Here is a 19,630-nt window from a genome sequence, read left to right on the forward strand (position 1 = left end):
ACACGCCACTCTGACTGTCCAATCCTTCCACTTATGAGCTGTAAAATAATAAAGGTTACTTATTTGGCGAAATGGTATAGTTCCACTCAGGGTGGAAACGGTGACGTTTAATTTTTACTTTATTAAGCTCTTCATCTGAGATTGTTATTCCCTTTTCATATTCATTAAGATCTAAAATTGCTTTGACTTTTAATCCACCTTTTGTTTTGACTGCACTAATTAGCTGAACTACTGTTTCATAATCCTCCAATGGTCTTCCTTTCCAGTTCATGGATATGTGGCAAAATAATTTATGCTCGATTTTGTTCCATTTGCTTGTTCCAGGAGGGAAATGGCAAACAGTTATTTCCAGCTTTATTTTATTTGCTAGGCGTTGAAGCTCAGTTTTCCAAAGCTTGTTCCTATGACTATTTGACCCACCTCCATCTGCTGTTATAAGGATTTTTGTAGCGTTTGGAAACTGCTTTTTCCCCATCTTTTTCCACCACTGTTCTATGCTAAATACAGCGAATTCTGACGTGTCACAAGATGTTCCAACATTTACAAATCCCTGGTTATTACCTATATCATAAATACCATATGGGGCAGCCTTTGTATTACCGAAATCATGTACTTTGACTGGTCGAGGATTCTTTTTTGGCCTTAGCTCTTTGCCTCCATTCTTGTATTCCCCTACCAGTTCCTTTTTCTTTGTATCTACTGATATTGCAGGGCATCCACTTTTTATATACTTCTCCGTTTTTGTATTTATGTACATAAATTGTTCATTGCGATCTGGATGATTTCCACCTTCAAGTGTCTTTGAGTTTGCCTGAAGGCTAAATCCAGCTTCTTTTAGCATTTCTCCCACCTTTGTATGACTAACAGAGTATCCCTTTTTTTTCAGTGCTTCTGATAAACTACGAGTACTTAAGCAAGTCCACTTTAAAACACTTTCTGGATGACCTCTTGTTACAGGTTCTAACATAGTTTCAAGTGCACTAAATAGTCCCGGATCGATTTCATTAAGACTTTTGCGACCACCGCCTGGTTTTCTAATCCGGAATATATCGACTTCGGACTCTTGATTAACTTCATCTTCAATATTAGCCTCAGATTCTGCAATTTCTTTTTTGCCATTTATTATCGTTTTTCTCGAAACAGAAGAGGCTTCAGAAACTTTCTTTACACCACCATGACCTAAATCTTCTGCTTCAAGAGCCAAATAGATCCGTTTCTGTTTCTCATTCAGATGTGGGAGCATTTTCGAGATCTTGTCCTTAAGCATATATTTGAAATTTATTCAAATATACTACAATTATTCTAATTAAAAGTAACCTTTATTTATTTACACGTCCTTAGTTTAAATTTACCATTTTTTATAAAGGCGCTATCCTCTGCCTTCTGATTGTTGGACGACATTAGTCGAATGACACCACTCTCTATGCCATTAATCCTGCCGCTGATTGTAAACTTACCTGTGTCTGGTATTTGTGCACTTGCAAAAAAGCAACAAAAAAGGGTTAAAACTATAGATATAGCCACTTTTTTGCAATAATAAAACGGGTGCTGGGTACTAGTGGCTAATCGACAAGCTAACGGGTGGATTGAGGGCATTATAAATGTTTTTAAAGGTTTAAAATTAGGTGTTTAGGCAAATGTGATATATCGGGCCTAGAACCCCTGGCTTATATTGGATGCAGCCGGGGGGCAAAATCCATAAAATTTTCCATTAATCGCCTTATATAAGGATATACGGTTAAACGATTATTTGGGCAAAATAGGGAGCAGCTTTTGAGTGATTGAAGGAGCCAAAGCCATTTTTACCTGTCAACCTTTTGGTTTGATTTTACCATATCGATAATAATTCTTAATTTGTATGGGCTTTTTATAGTAAGCCGGCGGGTATTATCTTAATAGCAGGCAAAAGAGGTAAAGGGGGCAAAAGCAACCGACAATAATAGGCATTACCAAAATTGAATTCAATATGGCAAAAATCAAAGCAAAGTATGGTATTGATGCACCTGGGGTGATCCGTAATTTGATCGTCATTGGTGTGGCGCTTTATATTCTGGGTATATTTGTTTTACCCAGAATAAATGCAGGTGTATGGCTTACCTCCTTAAACTGGGCCATGTTATACACCGGCATTTTTTTGATTATTGAAGCGCTACTGATGATCTGGTATAGCAAATACGGTAAATTGAAACACAGGGATCGGATGCTGGCGCTTTATTCATTTTCGGGACATGAACGCGTATTGGATATTGGCGCGGGCCGGGGGCTTTTAGCCATTGGCGCCGCTAAGCGACTCACAGATGGGAAGGTGACTGCCATGGATATCTGGCGAACCCAGGATCTGTCGGATAATTCAAAGGGTGCGTTACTGGCCAATGCCGCCAGTGAAAGGGTTGAGGATAAAATAGACATCATCAGTGATGATATTTGTACGACCAGGTTAGCTGATAATAGCTTTGATCTTATTGTAAGCAATCTTTGTTTGCATAATATTGGGACGGCCTCCAATCGGATGACGGCCTGTAACCAGATTTTACGCATACTAAAGCCCGGAGCAGTGGCAATCATATCAGACTTTAAACATACGGCGACCTATAGTAAAGTTTTTGTGGAGGCAGGGGCAAAGGTGGAGAAAGTAGGCACCTTTATTTTCAGTACCTTTCCGGCACTCACCGTCATTAAAATCATAAAGCCAGCCTGATGGTTGTTACCTAATGGCTGGCTTGGAAAAATTATTGAGTAGGCTATTTATTGCTCTTTAATCATATGATGAAACCAAACTTCAGTGCTGTCAGTGGGATCTGCATTGTAATTAATAGATAACTCTTCCCCTTTGGCGATGGCCCGCACGGTTTTAATGGTAATGGTTTTTTCATCAAAATCCATCTCATATACGCAGTTGGAATTATAACTGTGATTATAGACAGATACATATCCTAAGGCAACGGCCGCCTTCCGGTGGGACTTCCCCCATTCAAAAATATAATTAAATAACTCAGTTTTCTCTATGTGTTTGCGGTCTTTGGCGGATAGTACGACAACCGGTGATATTTCGATTATCTTTCCTTTAGGGATGGCTTGGGTGGTAAATACTCCTCTGCCTTTATTGCCGGATAAGGCAATAGTAAGATAGGGCATAATCATGTCTGCTGTATAAATTTTTAAGTGCAGGTAAAATTAAGGGATTAATTGCCAATTATGCAATTATTTTTGGGGTTGGTTTAAAAGTGCGGCAATTTTATCCAGGTCCTTTTTACGATCCAAATCCCTTTTGGATAAATAGCATTTGCCTACTTCAGTCGCCATATTAGCGATAATCATCTGATGGGAGAGCGGCTGAAAATAGCTGTCCTTTTTAGGAATATGGTAGGCCTCGAAGTATTTATCCAAATCATACTGGCTATATAGTTTGCCTGAAGTAGCATCGATATAAAACAGAATTTGTGCCTGGTAGGCATGGCCTTCTGGCTTTTGAAAAAAGCTTCTTTGAAAGCAGGCCAGGATATGCTGATCCGGTACGGATATCAGTTGGATGGGGATCTCTAATGCTTCACATAGATGTTGATAGAGAATACTGGTTGATAAGGCATTGCCTTTTTTCTTTTCCAAAATAGAATGCAGGCAAAAATGCTCCAGATGCTGGTAATTATTATGTTCGCTGCGAATTTTCTGGAATTGAAACAAGATCTTGGAGACCAGTGTTGCGGTTTCCAGGGAAGTTAAAAAGTCATTGGTCTCTAACCAGATTTCTTTTTTTAATTGTGCCACACTCGTGCGGAGTTCATCCAGGGAGAGATGCGGATAAGAATAACTGGCAACCAGATGGCTGCCTGTTAATAAATCATGGGTATTTTCTGCATTCCAAAGCTGGATTTCACTGATCAGGCTGTCAAATTGAACCTTACGGATGATTTCTGCAATCCTGCGCTGGATTTTACCATCCGCCGTCTCTTCACTAAGATCTTCCAGGCAGGGGATGACTTCTCTGCCATAGGTGACAATTTTCTTGGAGATCAGATGAAAGATTTCCTCATCCGGATCGTCAATTAAAGAGAATAAGGCATGAAGCTCTGCGTTCAGGTGCATGGTGCTTTGTGGAATGATTAGGACAAAACAAAGCAAAAAAATGTTTAAATAAAAACAATTTAATCCACCAGTGTTAATAATTGTAAAAGCTGATTATTAATCTGCACTGGCAAAATGGATAAATGCGCATTTTTTGATAAAAAGCTGTACCTTTGTGGAAGTTCTTTGCATCAGTAATGACTACATTTAATTAAGTTATGGGGCTGTATCTGGTTTTGACAGCGCTTGTAGCGGTAGGTGTAAGCATGCAGCGCGTTGTGTAATTAGCGCTTAAATCTGAATACTCAACATTCAAATGGCAACAGACAGTTTGCTATGGCTGCCTAATTAGTTAATTAGACATCCATTTGGGCCGCGTTGAACAGGTTGTCCTGTTACCAGGTTCCGCCGCCGACTCAAAATCAAACACAGGATGCTGTCCTCTCAGGCTGTGCCGATGACAAAAGACATATGCAGCTAAGGATTAGGTTGGTTGGTTCTTTTCCTGCCTTTTCCCGACAAGTAATAAAGAACTAAGCATGTAGAAAGCTTATGGTAGCGGCGTTTGGACAGGAGTTCGACTCTCCTCAGCTCCACTTTTTATATACTTTATTTGTAGTGAAACATTTACTGATCTAAGTTAACTTGACTTATGGCCCTTACAGAACTTGGGGGCAAAACAAAGATCCAAAAGTTACATCAATCATTTAAAAGGATTGGTTTGCTTTTGGATCTTTGTTTTTTTTTGTGTCTATTATAATTAATTGATTATCATATTGTTTATGATTTAAATGGCCTGCTTAAGCGCTAGAACTTCTGCCAACTGCTGCCTGCTAAGTACAACATCGCCTATAATTACGACAGCCGGATTGGTTAGTCCGGCAAGACGAACCAATTCGCAGATGTTTTGAATATTGCCAGTTACCATTCTTTGATTTTTGGTGCAACCTTCCTGGATTACCGCCACAGGGGTTAATTGCCTGTTATAATGGATAAAAACGGACATGATTTCTGAGAGATGTTTTATGGCCATTAGCAGTATGATTGTAGCAGAGGACTGCGCTGCCAAATAAATGTCACTGGATAACTTTCCTTCTTTGGTTGTTCCGGTGGCCACCCAAAAACTTTGGCTTACTCCCCTGGAAGTCACAGGAATCATGGCAGATGCTGCAACGGCCAGTGCACTGGAAATCCCTGGTACTATTTCTACTTGCATGCCAATGGATCTTGCAGCCTGGATTTCTTCCGTAGCCCTGCCAAAGACAAAGGGGTCTCCGCCTTTGAGTCGTACAATATTTTGATAATGACCTGCCAGCTTTTTGATGAGCGCACATATTTGTTCTTGCGTCAGTGAGTGACTGCCGGCGCGCTTGCCAACATATCGTTTAACACATGTTGGATTACAATAATATAATAAACTCGGGTCGATTAATGCATCATATAACACGATATCTGCTGCCTTTAAGGCTTTTATCCCTTTGACGGTGATTAAATCCGGGTCTCCAGGACCAGCGCCTACTAGGGTTAGGGTGGGGTTTTTGGTCATTTTAATAAATTATAAAAAATAAAATATAATAAAAAGTGATAAAAAACTAACGAAAAATGAATATATGGTTTTAAATTTACATCAAAAATAAGCAATAAGTATTAAAATGCTTATTCAAAATAGAAAATAATAAATATAGAATTAAAAATAATATGATATATGAAAAGAATTATTGTCGTTGGTAATGGGATGGTAGGCTATAAATTTTGCGAGAAAATGATTGCCAAAGCGCCGGCTGGCAGTTATCATATTACGGTTTTAGGAGAGGAACCCAGGCCAGCCTATGACAGGGTTCATCTGACCTCATATATAAATGGGACTACGGCTGAAGCATTAACCATGGCTTCTTTATCCTGGTATAAAGAGGCTGGAATTGACCTACATTTAGGTGATCCGGTGCTTAAAATTGATCGGGCTGCTAAAACAGTCGTTACACAAAGTGGCCTACAGATACCTTATGATATACTAATAATGGCCACAGGCTCAGCAGCCATGGTGCCACCGATCCATGGGGTGGAGAAAAAAGGCGTGTTTGTTTACAGAACCATTGACGACCTGGATAAAATCATGGCGTATGCCAAAGGGGTTAAAAAAGCGGCGGTACTGGGTGGCGGCTTATTAGGGTTGGAAGCTGCCAAAGCCATGGTAGATATAGGTATTGATAGAACCTATGTCATAGAGTTTGCTCCCAAACTAATGCCCCGCCAACTTGATGATGCCGGAGGTGCGGTCCTGCGCAGCAAATTATCAGCTTTGGGATTAAAAGTTCATACGCGCAAACATACCTATCAGGTATTGGGCAAAGAACAAATCACTGGTATACAGTTTGTCGACGAAAGCGAACTTTCAGTAGATATGCTGGTCATTTCTACTGGGATCAATGCCCGCGATGAACTGGCTAAAGACGCCGGACTTCCGACGGGACCTCGTGGAGGTATCGTGGTGGATGATTATATGCGGACAGAAGATCCCGCCATTTACGCCATTGGAGAGTGCGCAGCACATAATGGGATGATTTATGGCCTGGTGGCTCCCGGGTATGATATGGCAGAGGTGGCATGCACACATATTATAGCGGATCCTTTGCAGGGTGCCAAAAACGAAAGAACTTTTACAGGCTTTGATATGAGTACCAAGCTAAAACTTATCGGTGTAGATGTTGCCAGTTTTGGAGATCCATTTTTGACGGCCGATAAAGCGCAGCATGTTATTTATGAGGATAAGGTCAATGGTGTTTATAAACGATTGAACGTCTCCTTGGATGGTAAATACTTACTTGGGGGTGTAATGGTGGGGGAGGCCTCTCAATACAATAATTTATTACAATATTATAAAAACAGCATGCCTCTGCCTGGTGCTTTGGATAGCCTGGTATTTGCCGCCACTGAGGGGGACAAGCCACAAGGCGCAGGGATTTCGGCTTTACCGGACGGCGCACTGATCTGTAGCTGTGAAGGGGTGACGAAAGCCGCAATTTGCCAGGCTGTTAAAGATGGCAATGAGTCGATTGATGATATCAAGGCTTGCACAAAGGCCGGTACCGGATGCGGGGGATGCGTTCCGATGCTGAAAGATCTGGCTGCCATGACCCTCAAAACAATGGGTAAGGAGGTCCGCAAAGATATCTGCGAACATTTTACTTATAGTAGACAACAGTTGTATGATTTGATTAAGCTCGAAGGGTTAAGTTCTTTTGAGGAGGTGTTGGAAAAACATGGCACAGGAGATGGCTGTGAAGTCTGTAAACCCGTTATCAGCTCCATTTTGGCCAGTACCTTCAATGAGATGATCCTACGCAAAAATAATGACACTGCCCAGGATAGCAATGACCGGTTTTTGGCCAATATTCAAAAGGGAGGCTCGTACTCCGTGGTTCCTAGAATCGCGGGTGGTGAGATTACACCGGATAAACTCTTGGTGATAGCTACGGTGGCCAAAAAATATAACCTCTATACAAAAATAACCGGTGGCCAGCGTATTGATATGTTTGGGGCGCATCTCAGTGATCTGCCACTGATTTGGAAAGAATTAATCGATGCGGGTTTTGAGAGTGGACATGCATATGGTAAATCACTTAGAACGGTCAAAAGCTGTGTGGGAAGTACCTGGTGCAGGTTCGGACTACATGATAGTGTCAGTTTTGCCATTCAGATTGAAAACAGGTATAAAGGTCTTAGAACACCTCATAAAATCAAATCAGCTGTTTCGGGTTGTATCAGGGAGTGCGCGGAGGCGCAAAGCAAAGATTTTGGCATCATTGCCACTGAAAAGGGATGGAACCTGTATGTATGCGGCAATGGAGGCAGTAAGCCACAACACGCTTTATTGCTGGCGCAGGATCTGGATAGCGAGACTTGTATCCGTTATATAGACCGTTTTTTGATGTATTATATCAAAACGGCTGATCCATTAACCCGCACGGCCACCTGGTTGAATAAACTGGAAGGCGGAATTGACTATTTGAAAAAAGTGGTTATAGAGGACTGTCTGGGTAAATGTCACGAGTGGGAAACAGAAATGCAGCAAGTGCTCAGCCATTATGAATGTGAATGGAAGGCAGCCATTGAAGATCCGAGTATTCGTAAACGTTTTGCTCATTTTGTCAATGCGCCCGACCAGAAAGATCCAACCATGGAATTTGTAGAAATGCGCACGCAAAAGCGTGTAGCGGAATGGCAATAGTGCAGGGAAGAAATCTTTAATCTTAACAGCTTAATTTAAGTAATATGAATCACACACAACAAGGAGTTGATAGGGAAAACTGGTTTTTGGCTTGTCAGGCTGAAGACGTACCTCATAATGGAGGTGTCTGTGTAAAAAGAGGGGATGAGCAAATTGCCTTATTTTATTTCGCTAGAACCAATCAGTGGTATGCCTCGCAGAACCTTTGCCCGCATCGCCACCAAATGGCACTTAGTCGAGGCATGACTGGATCTGTTGGCCCGGATCAGCAGCCTAAGGTCGCCTGCCCTTTTCACAAGAAGACTTTTTCACTGAACTCTGGCAAATGCCTGAGTGGCGAGGATTATCAGATAAAGGTTTACCCGGTTAAAGTAGAGGATGGAAACGTTTATATCGGTTATCAACCGTTGTCTAATACCGAGCCGGTTGAAACACAACAATTTGCGGCTATTTCTTAGGGATGGAGGAAAATGTTGGTCGTTTTTCAATGGCTGATAACCGCATTGAGATTTAGCGTTCAAAAGGAGAAAAAGAACTTCTTTTAATCATTTGCGAATGCGTCATCGCTCCTGAAATTTTTTAAGCCTTTATTACAACCTAAAAGAATCGAAACAGCACAATTGTATGGCGGAGCATTTTAAAACAACTTGTTGCTACTGTGGGGTGGGCTGTGGTGTCATAGTCCAAAAGCAAAGCAATGGTGCACTGGTCGTCCAGGGAGATAAGGAGCATCCTGTTAACCGGGGTATGCTTTGTAGTAAAGGGATGAATCTCCATTATACGGTGATGGATAAAACGGACCGACTGTTATATCCTGAGATGCGTTACCATAAACAAATGCCCAAAAAACGCGTCAGCTGGGATACAGCCCTTGAAAGAGCGGCCAGGGTATTTAAGGCGATCATTGAAAAATACGGCCCGAAAAGCGTGGCCTTTTATGCTTCCGGTCAATGTCTGACAGAAGAATATTATGTAGTTAATAAGTTGGTAAAAGGTTTTATCGGCTGTAATAATATTGATACTAATTCCAGGCTATGTATGAGTAGTGCTGTGGCAGCCTATAAAATGAGTCTGGGGGAAGACAGTGTTCCTATTTGTTATGATGATATTGAAAAGACGGATTTGATTTTTGTTGCAGGAGCCAACCCAGCCTGGTGCCATCCAATTATCTGGCGCAGGGTGGAGGCAGCAAAGGCGAATAATCCGGCGCTGAAAATTATTGTCAGTGATCCCAGAAAGACACAAACCTGTCAGCTAGCGGATGTGCATCTGCAAATCCACCCTGGTACAGACATTACCTTGCATCATGCACTATCCAGAATACTGATCGAGAAAGGAGAAATAGATCTTCCCTTTATTACACAGCATACAGAAGGGTTTAGTGCTTTGGCTGCAAAGGTGATGCAGCGTTCTATAACAGAGGCGGCACAAATCTGCGGTATTTCTAAAGAAGATATCTACGAGGCCGCAGATCTGATTGCCAGATCTAAAGGATTGTTGACTATGTGGACAATGGGGCTCAATCAAAGTGTTCGGGGCGTTGATAAAAATGTGTCCCTTATCAACTTAAATTTAATTACTGGTCGTATTGGCAAACCAGGCTGTGGCCCTTTTTCGCTCACCGGGCAACCCAATGCCATGGGTGGCAGGGAAGTGGGGGCCTGGCCAATATCTTGCCAGCGCATCGACTGCTTTCAAGTGAGAAAGACCGGCTGGAGGTGCAAAAGTTCTGGAATGGGAAAGAAATTCAGGAGCACCCAGGCCTCACTGCTACGGAAATGTTCGATGCGCTGGAGAAGGGAGATTTAAAGGCGATCTGGATTATGGGAACCAATCCACTGGTCAGTCTGCCGGATGTAAGAAGGGCAGAGGCGGCTCTGGCAAAGGCACCGTTTGTGGTAGTACAAGAGGTGAGTAGTAAACCTGAAACTTTGCATTACGCAGATTTAATCCTGCCGGCAGCAGCATGGGCGGAAAAAGAAGGGACCATGACCAATGCGGAAAGGAGAATTACGTATCTGTCTAAAGTGACCGATGCGCCGGGTGAGGCCAGGGGGATGTGGAGATTCTTTGTGATTTTGCCAAAAGGATGGATTATCATGGTTTTGATTTTAAAAACAGTGAAGAAGTGTTTTTAGAGCATTGCAGACTCTCTGAAGGAACCAATATGGATATCAGCGGCCTTAACTATGATATCTTGAAAGAAAAAAGATCGGTTCAATGGCCTTATCCCAAAGATAAAACCCATCAGAATTTACACAGGTTATTTGCGGATGGTCGTTTCTTTACAAAATCCGGCAGGGCAATCATTAATAGCCCTGCTGATGAAAATGCTTCAGAACCACTCTGTGATGATTTTCCACTCATTCTGACCACTGGCAGAATCAGGGATCAGTGGCACACCATGACCAAAACAGGAAAGGTAAATAAATTAAAACAGCATATAGGCCGTTCTTTTTTGGAAATTCATCCTGAGGATGCCCTGACTCGGCGTATTGAAGAGGGGGACCTGGTGGAAGTTCGTGGCTTAAGAGGTGCTGTCAGGGTGCATGCCAAGCTCAGTGAAAGCATAAAAAAGGGCGTGGTGTTTTTGCCCATGCACTGGGGAAAAATACAAGGGCGCGATCTTAATCGTGCCAATAATATTACGCATGCATTGTTAGATCCGGTCTCAAAACAACCTGATTTTAAATATGCGGCTGTGGAGGTTTGCAAATATAAAAACCCCGGCAGAAAATTTTGATTATAGGTGCCGGCGCCGGGGCCTTTGGTTTTGTTAAGCGGTATAGACAGCTCAATAGTGAAGATCAAATTGAGGTCTTTAGCAAGGAAGATCAGCCCTTTTATAACCGGGTGATGTTACCTGATTATATCAGCGGTACGCAATCTTGGGAACAGATCATTAAAATGAAAGATGAGGAGGAAGCAGATTGCAATATTCTACTTCACAGAGGTGTCAGTATTGTAAGTATTGACAAAGAATGCAAAAAAATAAAAGATGATAGAGGCACCTGGCATGATTATGATGTTTTAATCCTTGCCACTGGCAGTAAACCTTTTATTTTAAAAGATACCCCAAAGATTCCGGGAATTTTTGCAATGCGCACCAGAACGGATGCAGATCATTTTATGGCGCACCTGGATAAAAAAGGTGGCAAGGTGGTTATTATTGGGGGCGGCCTACTGGGTATTGAACTGGCAGGATCGCTGATGGAAATTGGAATACAATCGTGCATTTTACAACGTTCCTCCAGACTTATGGACCGGCAATTGGATAGTTTAGGTTGCCAGCTACTGCATGAAGAGTTAGTGGAAAAAGGTATTGAAGTGTTATTTAATGAAGAAGTCGATCGGTTCCTAGGGGAGGATAAATTAACAGGTCTTCGGCTTAGAAGTGGTAATGATATCTCGTGTCAGGCCGTGGTTATGGCCATTGGCACCCGGCCGAATATGTCGCTTGCACTCCAGGCGGGTCTCAATTGTAAACGTGGAGTCGTGGTCAATGCTTATCTGCAAACCAGTGACCCAGACATTTTTGCTATTGGCGAGATTGCAGAATATAATGGCATGCTCTATGGCATTACTGCAGCAGCAGAACAACAGGCCGGCATTGTGGCGGCCTATCTGAATGGTGATATCGCTACTTATTATGAAGGATCTTTGCCCATGAATTTATTAAAGGTGCATGGTATACAACTTTGTTCAATCGGCATATCGGATGCACCTCAGGGCGATCCGGCTTATGAAGAAGTGATTTTTATTGACCGGGCCAAACGTTATTATAAAAAGTGCATCGTACATCAGGATAAACTGGTGGGGCTATTCTGATTGGTGACAAAGCGGAGTTTTTAGAATTTAAAAATTTGATTGAAAATAAAACAGAGCTGTCCGAAAAAAGGCTTGCGCTGTTACGTAGTGGAGGCGCTGCGGAGCCAGTCTTGGGAAAAGTTGTGTGCTCATGTGGGAATGTAGGGGAAGGCAATATAAAAAATAAAATCAAAGAAGGAATTACTGAACTAGGTCCACTTTGTCAGGCGAGTGGTGCAGGGATGGGATGCGGCAGTTGCCGTCCAGAGGTGCAGGTTATATTGGAAAGCGTTCTGGCGGAATCTACGGCGTAGCGAAAATCATTCGATTTTCAAATGGTTTACTTTAATGATCAGTTATGCAGAAGTTAAAAACATACAGTATAGGGTTTAAAGGGGGGATTGTTTCTCCGGGGCAGCTGGATAGGATTCTTGAACTGGCCTCAAGTGCGGGTGTGAAAAAAGTCAGGTTGGGGTTAAGACAACAATTACTTATTGAGGTGAAGGAGAGTAGTCAACCAGGTTTTGAGAAATCCTTTGAAGCAGCAGGGATTGCATTAATGGAAAGGAGGACGGCCCCACCCGGTATGATTAGCGCCTATCCGGTGATCCATTTTTATCAGGAAGACAGTTGGCTTAGGGAAGGCGTATATAAAGACGTATTTGATCAATTTGAGCAGGCGCCAAAGTTCAAGGTAAATATAACTGAAGCGTGCCAAAGTTTTGTTCCACTGTATACCGGTCATATTAATTGGGTGGCCACGGAAAAGACGCATTATTGGAGGCTAAGTATACGTTTGCCTGAAACGCAGGAAGTCCTTCATTGGCATGAGTGGATTTATACCAATAATTTAGGAGCGGTAACAAAAGCTATTGAGGAGGTGTTTGAGGATCCGGCGCTCGCTTTGCGACGTGATTTGGTGTTTGTAGAAAGAATGGTCCAGAAAAAACTGGCTCAACTTAATTATATTCATGTGGAAAGTAATGGCGCTGATAGAAAAAATCCTTTTTACCTGCCATATTATGAAGGGTTCAATAAAGCTGGTGGTAATTATTGGCTGGGGATTTATCGCCGGGATGAATATTTTGATCTGGCTTTTCTAAGAGAGCTGTGTGCGCTTTGTCAAAAAACGCGTATTGCAGAAATGTATACAACTCCTTGGAAGAGTTTAATTATTAAAGACATTGATCCTTCGTCCAGACCCCTTTGGGATTTTATTTTGGGTAAATACAGGGTGAATGTTCGTCATGCGGCCAATGAGCTGAATTGGCAAATAGCGGACTTATGTGAGGAAGGGCTCAGTATAAAAAGAGCAGTTATCCGACATTTTGATAAAGAAGATGTACGTACCTACGGACTTTGCTTTGGTGTGCAGATCAAAGCGCAAGCGAAACTTTTCGCGTCTGTGTTGATCAAAAAAAAGGTCGTTAAAAATCCACACCGGTTAAAGTCATTGGACAGATATGATATCTTACATACGGTTGATTTTAATCCAAATACACAAAAGTGGATCTTGTTTAGGGAAGCAGTTAAAAAGGAATATATCGGGACTTACCTGGTCTCTTTGTGTAAGGAATTTTATAGCCGGCAAACGGACTATAATACACAAGCATTAGCTGAAACCCCTAAAGAGGTACAGACGGAAAATCTGAAAATAATATATCAATGTAACAGTTGCCTGAGTGTATATGACCCTGATCAGGGTGATGCCTTGTTTGATATAGCCCCCAGAACCCCATGGAAGGAGGTGCCTGACGGGTATCATTGCGCTGTATGTGGGGGCGACAAAAGTGCATTTATTCAAACGGATACAAAGGCCTTGCAATATATTGAGAAGTAGGTGTGATTAGTGAACTTTAAAATAAAAAGATTAATTTTAAATAAAAATGAAACCAATCATTGAAATTGAATATTGTCCAAAATGTGGCTGGCTGCTTCGTTCAGCCTATATTGCTCAGGAACTACTTTCCACTTTTACGGATGAATTGGGAGGCGTTACATTGATACCATCTGCTGTAACCGGGCGTTTTCAGATCCGGTTACAGCAGTTGGAAATATTTGACCGTAAAAAAAATGGCGGATTTGCAGATATTAAAGTCTATAAAATATTGATCAGGGATTTAATCGCCAAAGATAAACCCCTGGGACATTCAGAATATAAGGGGCCGAAAAATAAGCAATAAGTTTTTTCAGGATGATAAACCGTGTTATCAAAATCGGAAAATTGTGTAAATCAGTGCCCCAATATTAAGGCAGCAGATTTTGTGTTATTTGCTGTTAAGACCGCTAAGCGGAATTGGCAATGATAAAAAGTTTAAATCTATAGCGTTATGAAAGCAGAAGTTGAAGTTTTATTTTTCGGATTACTTAGTGAAATAACCAGAGAAACCTCGATTCGGATTTGGGATGTAGCAGATACGAATAGTGTCGAGAACATTGTCATTAATAGATATCCTGCATTGCGTAATTATAATTACCTGATCGCCTTGGATAAACAACTAATAAACGAAAACAGGTTACTGGTCAGCGAGCATACCATAGCTTTTATGCCACCATTTTCGGGTGGCTAGTTATCCTCGTGGTTGGTAAGGGTAAATAATACCAAGTGACAAGTGTAGAGAATTGTTATTTATTGTAAAAAATGTGTAAATCATGAGAAGAAGTCTTTTTATTCAGGGGCCTATATCGGTGGCATTTATATCGGCGCAGATTAGAAAGCATCAGTTTAAAACAGATATTGGCGCCAATCAGATTTTTTTGGGACAGGTCAGGGCTGATCAGACAACAAATGGATTAGTCACTGGAATTGAATATACCGCCTATGAGCAAATGGCGCTTGATATAATGGAGGAAATTAGAGCGTCCCTGTTTGAAAAGTATCCCATCCGTTGTATCCATGTTTATCATAGTTTAGGACTGGTGAAGCCAGGAGGTTGTTCGTTATTTATTTATGTATCGGCGGCCCATAGTGAAGCAGCTTTTTTTGCTTGTCAGGAGTTACTCAGCAAGGTAAAAAAACAATTACCTATTTGGGGCAAAGAAGTGATGGATAAGCAACAGTACCAGTGGAAAGTAAACACCATGACGGAAAGCGTATAAGGACAGGTAAGCACACTTAGAACCTGTTTTGTTTAAAATATTGCACAAAAGTCCATATTTTTATGTACTTCTGTGCAATATTTTAAAGTTTAAGTGATCCTGGGAAATTAGACTGCATAATTTTATTTCTGTTAGTTATTAAAACTAACAAAGGAAATGCTGAAAATCAGTTCAATTAAAAGAATGCCTGAATTCCAGTGGTGATTGATGGGTTTTGGTTTTAAATAACTTGCTAAAGGATTGTGGATGCTCGAAGCCCAATTCAAAGGCGATTTCGCTTACGGATAATGTGGTTGTTGATAATTTTTCTTTTGCCTTTTCGATCAATTTGTTGTGGATATGTTGTTGTGTTGTCTGTCCTGTTAATGTTTTAAGAAGGGTACCCAGATAATTGGCAGATATATGCAGCAAATCAGCAATATGATGTGCAGTCGGCAATCCCTTATTGATTAATTCCTTGTCTTCAAAATATTCATTGAGGATGTTTTCCAATCGATCCAATATTTGGTGACTGCTTTTCTTTCTTGTTAAGAATTGCCGTTGGTAAAAACGCTCACTATAGTTTAGTAGTAATTCTATTTGTGCAATAATGATATTTTGGGTGAATCTGTCAATATTGGTGCGGTATTCAGTTTGGATATTGTGCATAATATCCGTAATAATAAGTTCTTCTTTCTCAGAAAGAAACAAGGCTTCATTTACAGCGTATCCAAAAAAATCGTATTGTTTTATATGCTTTGCCAAAGATGTTTGCCAAATAAAATCAGGATGAACGAGTAGTAGAATGCCTGAAGGCTTTTCATCTTCCTTATCTATTTCAATTTCCATCAATTGTTTTGGAGCAATAAAGGATAGCAGGCCTTCATCAAAATCATATTGTTGTTGACCGTAGCGGAATTTGCCCTTTGGCATGTGCCGTTTTAAACCTATGGAGTAAAAATGTTGGATCCAGGTGATTTTATTTTCGTCGGTTTGATAGTCTACCAAGCTATAGTCCACCAAACTTACCAACGGGTGTTCAGGTGTGGGCAAGCCACTCATTTTGTGGAACTCACTAACGGTATTAAAGGTATATATTTTTTTGCCTTTCATGCTTATTCAAAATTAGAAAAAAAGATAGAACGACTAGGGCTCTATCTTTTTCGGGGGTGTTAAATTTAGAAGTCGGTGGATTTGCTTAAGGCTTCATGGGTATTCAATTCATTTTGTATGACTGCCATTTTATTATGAGCCATATCAAAGGCGTCGCTTCCCATAAAAAAGTGTAGAGGAGGATTTTTACTTTCTGCTAACTGGATAAGAGCCGCCGCCGCTTTATCCGGATTACCCAATTGTTTACCGCGCATTTCTGTCTCGTGCCACTGCTCTGAATTTCTGGCAGAGGTATAAGCCTCAATAGAGTTTAATGGCAGGATAGAAGAACCCTTATCTAGAAAATTGGTGCGGAAGTAACCGGGATAGACAATGGTCGCCTTTATATCAAATTCCTTTACTTCTGCCGACAATGCTTCGGTTAGGCCAACTACGGCAAATTTGGTAGCAATGTATATCCCAAAGCTGGGAAAGGTGCCAATAAATCCTCCAATAGAAGCAATATTGAAAATATGACCTGATTTTTTGCTACGGAAATGACCCATGATAGCTCTAATAACGTTCAATGCACCAAATACATTTATATCAAAGTTCTGGCGCGCTTCTTTGTCACTCAATTCTTCTAAAGTACCCCATTGTGCATATCCTGCATTATTTACTAGAACATCAATCGTTCCAAAGGTTTTAAGTGTTTGAGCAACCGCATCTTTTATGCTTTTTTCATTAGTTATATCCATTTCCAAAGCAAGGAGATTGGTACAGGACGCTAATTGCTTTTTCAGCATTTCAACGCTCCTGGAAGTTGCGGCTACTTTATGTCCCTCATTAATCAAATTTTTTACCAAGGATAAGCCTAACCCCTTTGAGGTTCCTGTGACGAACCATACTTTTTTTGTGTCCATTTTTTACTGGTTTAATTATGTAATTATTGTACTGCAAAGTTGCAATGGACCTATTGCTTGTAAGTAGTCATAACACTGATCGTTGTAGTCAAAACAACGAAAATTAGAAAAATGAATAATTAATTTTCTGAAATTTTTGTAAGATAGCTGTTGAGGTGAGGGGTATTGGAGCTGCGATTTAATGTTACCTGCAACAACTGACAAGGCAATAGCAAATAAAAAAATAGCAAATAGAAGCTATTTTCGAAAATTAGTTTGGCACTAAACCATTACCCTTATTTGTATAGAGACTTTACAGTTGTAAATAAAAAGAGCCCTCCGGACTTCGGAGGGCTCATTTTGTATAAAACCATTTGAAACTTTTTAAGTTTCAGACTAAATTAAGCCTGATCCTTTGCTTCGTTTTCTTCAGATTTTAATTTGGCTTTGATATCAGCAAGTGCACCTAAGTCACCCAAAGTTGTTTTTTCAACTTTGCTCTGAAGCGCTTTTACAGCTTTCTTAGTGCTTTCGGTTTCTGCTCTTGCTTCTTTCTTAGCGGCTTCCTTGGTTTCAACAGCTGCCTGTTCCCAGATACGTGCATGACTTAAAACGATACGTTTTTCGTTTCTGTCAAACTCGATGACAACAAATTCAGCAGTATCATCCTGACCTACAGTTGAACCATCTTCTTTGGCCAGGTGACGGTTAGGAACAAACCCTTCCAGACCATAAGGTAATTGAACCAATGCACCTTTATCGTCCTTGCGCGTTACAGTAGCTTCATGTCTTGTACCAACAGCGAAAGTGTCTTCCAGGGCGTTCCAGGGATCTTCTTCAAGTTGTTTGTGACCTAACTGTAATTTGCGGTTTTCTTTATCGATAGACAGGATCACTGTATCGATGTTATCGCCAACTTTTACATACTCAGATGGGTGATTGAAGCGTTTCAGCCAGCTCAGATCGCTGATATGGATCATACCGCCGATTCCTGGTTCCAGTTCAACAAATACGCCATAAGGAGTGATGTTTTTCACCAGACCATTGTGCTTGCTTCCTTCTGGGAATTTATCTTCAATTGTATTCCAAGGATCTTCAGTCAATTGTTTGATAGACAGGCTCATTTTACGTGAATCCTTATCCAGGGTAACCACTTTAGCTTCGTATTCATCATTTAACGTGAAGAATTCTTTCGCGTTGATTGGTGTATTAGCCCAAGTGATTTCACTTACGTGAACCAAACCTTCAACACCTGGTTGGATTTCCAGGAATGCACCGTAGTCTTCGATATTGACGACTTTTCCTTTAACCGTAGCACCTTCGGTGATGGTCTCAGGTAAAACATCCCAAGGATGTGGAGTCAGTTGTTTCAGACCCAGGCTGATACGACGTTTGTCATCATCAAAGTCCAGAACAACCACTTGGATTTTCTGATCCAGTTTCAGCACCTCTGAAGGGTGAGAGATTCTACCCCATGAAATGTCTGTAATATACAGTAAACCATCTAAGCCACCCAGGTCCATAAAGGCACCGAAGTCTGTGATATTTTTCACAGTTCCTTCTAATACCTGACCTTTTTCCAGTTGGCTGATGATCTGTGCACGTTGTGCTTCGATATCGCTTTCGATCAGTGCTTTGTGAGATACAACAGCATTCTTGATGGTTTCATTTACTTTAACCACTTTGAATTCCATTGTTTTGCCTACAAACTGATCGTAATCAGTTACAGGTTTTACATCGATCTGAGAACCTGGCAGGAAGGTTTCCATGCCAAATACATCAACGATCAGGCCGCCTTTGGTTTTGCTGGTAACGGTACCGGTAACAATTTCACCAGTTTTGTGTACTTCCACAATGCGTTCCCAGGCACGGTAAGTGCGGGCAGATTTGCGGCTCAGGTGCAGGTTACCCTGACGGTCTTCTTTTTCAAGAACCATGACTTCCACTTCATCACCTACCTTCAGGTCTGGTAAATCGCGGAATTCATTCAGGGAAATCAAACCATCGCTTTTAAATCCGATGTTGACAACGGCATCTGTCTTAGTCAGGCCTACAATTGTACCATTGACTAATTCGCCGTCTTCGATCTGGATGAAAGTATCTTCATATACTTTGCCATACTTTTCCTGATCTTCTTTTGAATAATGAGCCACATTACGTTTGTCGATTGACCAATCGAAATCGTCATGTGCAGATTCAATCACTTCAGGTGCATTTGTTGTCGCTGTTGTGGCTTCAGGCTGTGGTGCAGCTGCTGCTTGTTCCTGTTCAGCGTTTGGATTAACAATATTGTTTTCGCTCATAAAAAAATCCCGAGGGTTTTGATTCGGGACTGCAAAATTACATAATAATTATTAAAAATGGCCTAAAAAGCCTTGATTTTACCATATTTTCAGGGGATTTTCCGCCTTAAAAACCCGTGAATAACACGAGGCTGGGGATGCGCAATTATTTATGGGGA

The 19,630-nt window shown here is 41.2% G+C and carries 19 protein-coding genes and 1 other RNA gene; 13 read left to right on the plus strand and 7 right to left on the minus strand.

Annotation, left to right across the window (positions count from 1 at the left end):
• Positions 1 to 55: 55 nt before the first annotated feature.
• Positions 56 to 1,267, minus strand: coding sequence for an ISAzo13 family transposase (locus FSB73_RS15650; RefSeq protein WP_146779650.1), 1,212 nt, complete (start codon positions 1,265 to 1,267; stop codon positions 56 to 58).
• Between the two features lie 699 nt (positions 1,268 to 1,966).
• Between FSB73_RS15650 and FSB73_RS15655 the strand changes: the two genes are divergently transcribed.
• Positions 1,967 to 2,698 carry a class I SAM-dependent methyltransferase gene (locus FSB73_RS15655; RefSeq protein ID WP_146784223.1) on the plus strand — a complete coding sequence of 244 codons (732 nt, stop codon included), beginning with the start codon at positions 1,967 to 1,969 and terminating at the stop codon, positions 2,696 to 2,698.
• Between the two features lie 47 nt (positions 2,699 to 2,745).
• Here FSB73_RS15655 and FSB73_RS15660 read toward each other — a convergent pair whose 3' ends face one another.
• Positions 2,746 to 3,141 carry an SET domain-containing protein gene (locus FSB73_RS15660; protein ID WP_146784226.1) on the minus strand — a complete coding sequence of 132 codons (396 nt, stop codon included), beginning with the start codon at positions 3,139 to 3,141 and terminating at the stop codon, positions 2,746 to 2,748.
• 60 nt (positions 3,142 to 3,201) lie between these two features.
• A complete protein-coding gene (locus FSB73_RS15665) occupies positions 3,202 to 4,119 on the minus strand; it encodes a transglutaminase family protein (RefSeq protein WP_146784229.1) in 918 nt (305 codons plus the stop codon).
• A 163-nt stretch (positions 4,120 to 4,282) separates the two neighbouring features.
• Between FSB73_RS15665 and ssrA the strand changes: the two genes are divergently transcribed.
• Positions 4,283 to 4,661, plus strand: a transfer-messenger RNA (tmRNA) gene (gene ssrA / locus FSB73_RS15670).
• A gap of 188 nt (positions 4,662 to 4,849) precedes the next feature.
• On the opposite strand, the gene cobA is transcribed toward ssrA, so the two are convergent.
• Positions 4,850 to 5,608 (minus strand): uroporphyrinogen-III C-methyltransferase, encoded by a 759-nt coding sequence (gene cobA, locus FSB73_RS15675; RefSeq protein WP_146784232.1) that lies wholly within the window; start codon positions 5,606 to 5,608, stop codon positions 4,850 to 4,852.
• A gap of 159 nt (positions 5,609 to 5,767) precedes the next feature.
• On the opposite strand from cobA, the gene nirB reads away from it, so the two are divergent.
• From nirB to FSB73_RS15710, 11 genes are all read left to right on the plus strand, one after another.
• Positions 5,768 to 8,290 (plus strand): nitrite reductase large subunit NirB, encoded by a 2,523-nt coding sequence (gene nirB / locus FSB73_RS15680; RefSeq protein ID WP_146784235.1) that lies wholly within the window; start codon positions 5,768 to 5,770, stop codon positions 8,288 to 8,290.
• Between the two features lie 44 nt (positions 8,291 to 8,334).
• Positions 8,335 to 8,748, plus strand: a complete 414-nt coding sequence (gene nirD, locus FSB73_RS15685) for a nitrite reductase small subunit NirD (protein WP_146784238.1) — start codon at positions 8,335 to 8,337, stop codon at positions 8,746 to 8,748.
• A 166-nt stretch (positions 8,749 to 8,914) separates the two neighbouring features.
• Complete coding sequence (locus FSB73_RS25230) at positions 8,915 to 10,099, plus strand: molybdopterin-dependent oxidoreductase (protein ID WP_262712348.1); 1,185 nt, start codon at positions 8,915 to 8,917, stop codon at positions 10,097 to 10,099.
• Positions 10,069 to 10,428 (plus strand): molybdopterin-dependent oxidoreductase, encoded by a 360-nt coding sequence (locus FSB73_RS26825; protein ID WP_262712349.1) that lies wholly within the window; start codon positions 10,069 to 10,071, stop codon positions 10,426 to 10,428. The genes FSB73_RS25230 and FSB73_RS26825 overlap by 31 nt, the downstream gene beginning before the upstream one ends.
• The gene (locus FSB73_RS25235; RefSeq protein WP_225974067.1) at positions 10,380 to 11,033 is read left to right on the plus strand and encodes a molybdopterin oxidoreductase family protein; all 654 of its coding nucleotides are present in this window, start codon (positions 10,380 to 10,382) and stop codon (positions 11,031 to 11,033) included. Before FSB73_RS26825 ends, FSB73_RS25235 begins: the two co-directional genes overlap by 49 nt.
• Entirely contained in the window at positions 11,030 to 12,118 is a 1,089-nt protein-coding gene (locus tag FSB73_RS25240) for an NAD(P)/FAD-dependent oxidoreductase (RefSeq protein ID WP_225974068.1), read from the plus strand. The genes FSB73_RS25235 and FSB73_RS25240 overlap by 4 nt, the downstream gene beginning before the upstream one ends.
• A 122-nt stretch (positions 12,119 to 12,240) precedes the next feature.
• Positions 12,241 to 12,411: a (2Fe-2S)-binding protein gene (locus FSB73_RS25245; protein WP_225974841.1), complete on the plus strand. Its 171-nt coding sequence runs from the start codon at positions 12,241 to 12,243 to the stop codon at positions 12,409 to 12,411.
• Positions 12,412 to 12,455: 44 nt separating this feature from the next.
• Positions 12,456 to 13,937 carry a rubredoxin gene (locus tag FSB73_RS15695; protein ID WP_146784241.1) on the plus strand — a complete coding sequence of 494 codons (1,482 nt, stop codon included), beginning with the start codon at positions 12,456 to 12,458 and terminating at the stop codon, positions 13,935 to 13,937.
• Positions 13,938 to 13,983: 46 nt separating this feature from the next.
• A complete protein-coding gene (locus tag FSB73_RS15700; RefSeq protein WP_146784244.1) occupies positions 13,984 to 14,280 on the plus strand; it encodes a SelT/SelW/SelH family protein in 297 nt (98 codons plus the stop codon).
• Positions 14,281 to 14,427: 147 nt separating this feature from the next.
• On the plus strand, positions 14,428 to 14,667 hold the full coding sequence (locus FSB73_RS15705; protein WP_146784247.1) for a MoaD/ThiS family protein: 240 nt from the start codon (positions 14,428 to 14,430) through the stop codon (positions 14,665 to 14,667).
• A gap of 82 nt (positions 14,668 to 14,749) precedes the next feature.
• On the plus strand, positions 14,750 to 15,196 hold the full coding sequence (locus FSB73_RS15710) for a molybdenum cofactor biosynthesis protein MoaE (protein ID WP_146784250.1): 447 nt from the start codon (positions 14,750 to 14,752) through the stop codon (positions 15,194 to 15,196).
• A 171-nt stretch (positions 15,197 to 15,367) separates the two neighbouring features.
• Here the strand turns inward: FSB73_RS15710 and FSB73_RS15715 are convergent, their stop codons facing one another.
• From FSB73_RS15715 to rpsA, 3 genes are all read right to left on the minus strand, one after another.
• A complete protein-coding gene (locus tag FSB73_RS15715) occupies positions 15,368 to 16,288 on the minus strand; it encodes a helix-turn-helix domain-containing protein (RefSeq protein ID WP_146784253.1) in 921 nt (306 codons plus the stop codon).
• Between the two features lie 65 nt (positions 16,289 to 16,353).
• Positions 16,354 to 17,190 carry an SDR family NAD(P)-dependent oxidoreductase gene (locus FSB73_RS15720; protein ID WP_146784256.1) on the minus strand — a complete coding sequence of 279 codons (837 nt, stop codon included), beginning with the start codon at positions 17,188 to 17,190 and terminating at the stop codon, positions 16,354 to 16,356.
• A gap of 380 nt (positions 17,191 to 17,570) precedes the next feature.
• Complete coding sequence (gene rpsA, locus FSB73_RS15725; RefSeq protein ID WP_146784259.1) at positions 17,571 to 19,472, minus strand: 30S ribosomal protein S1; 1,902 nt, start codon at positions 19,470 to 19,472, stop codon at positions 17,571 to 17,573.
• Positions 19,473 to 19,630 lie beyond the last annotated feature (158 nt).

This window comes from Arachidicoccus ginsenosidivorans (assembly GCF_007971385.1).
Classification (GTDB): domain Bacteria; phylum Bacteroidota; class Bacteroidia; order Chitinophagales; family Chitinophagaceae; genus Arachidicoccus; species Arachidicoccus ginsenosidivorans.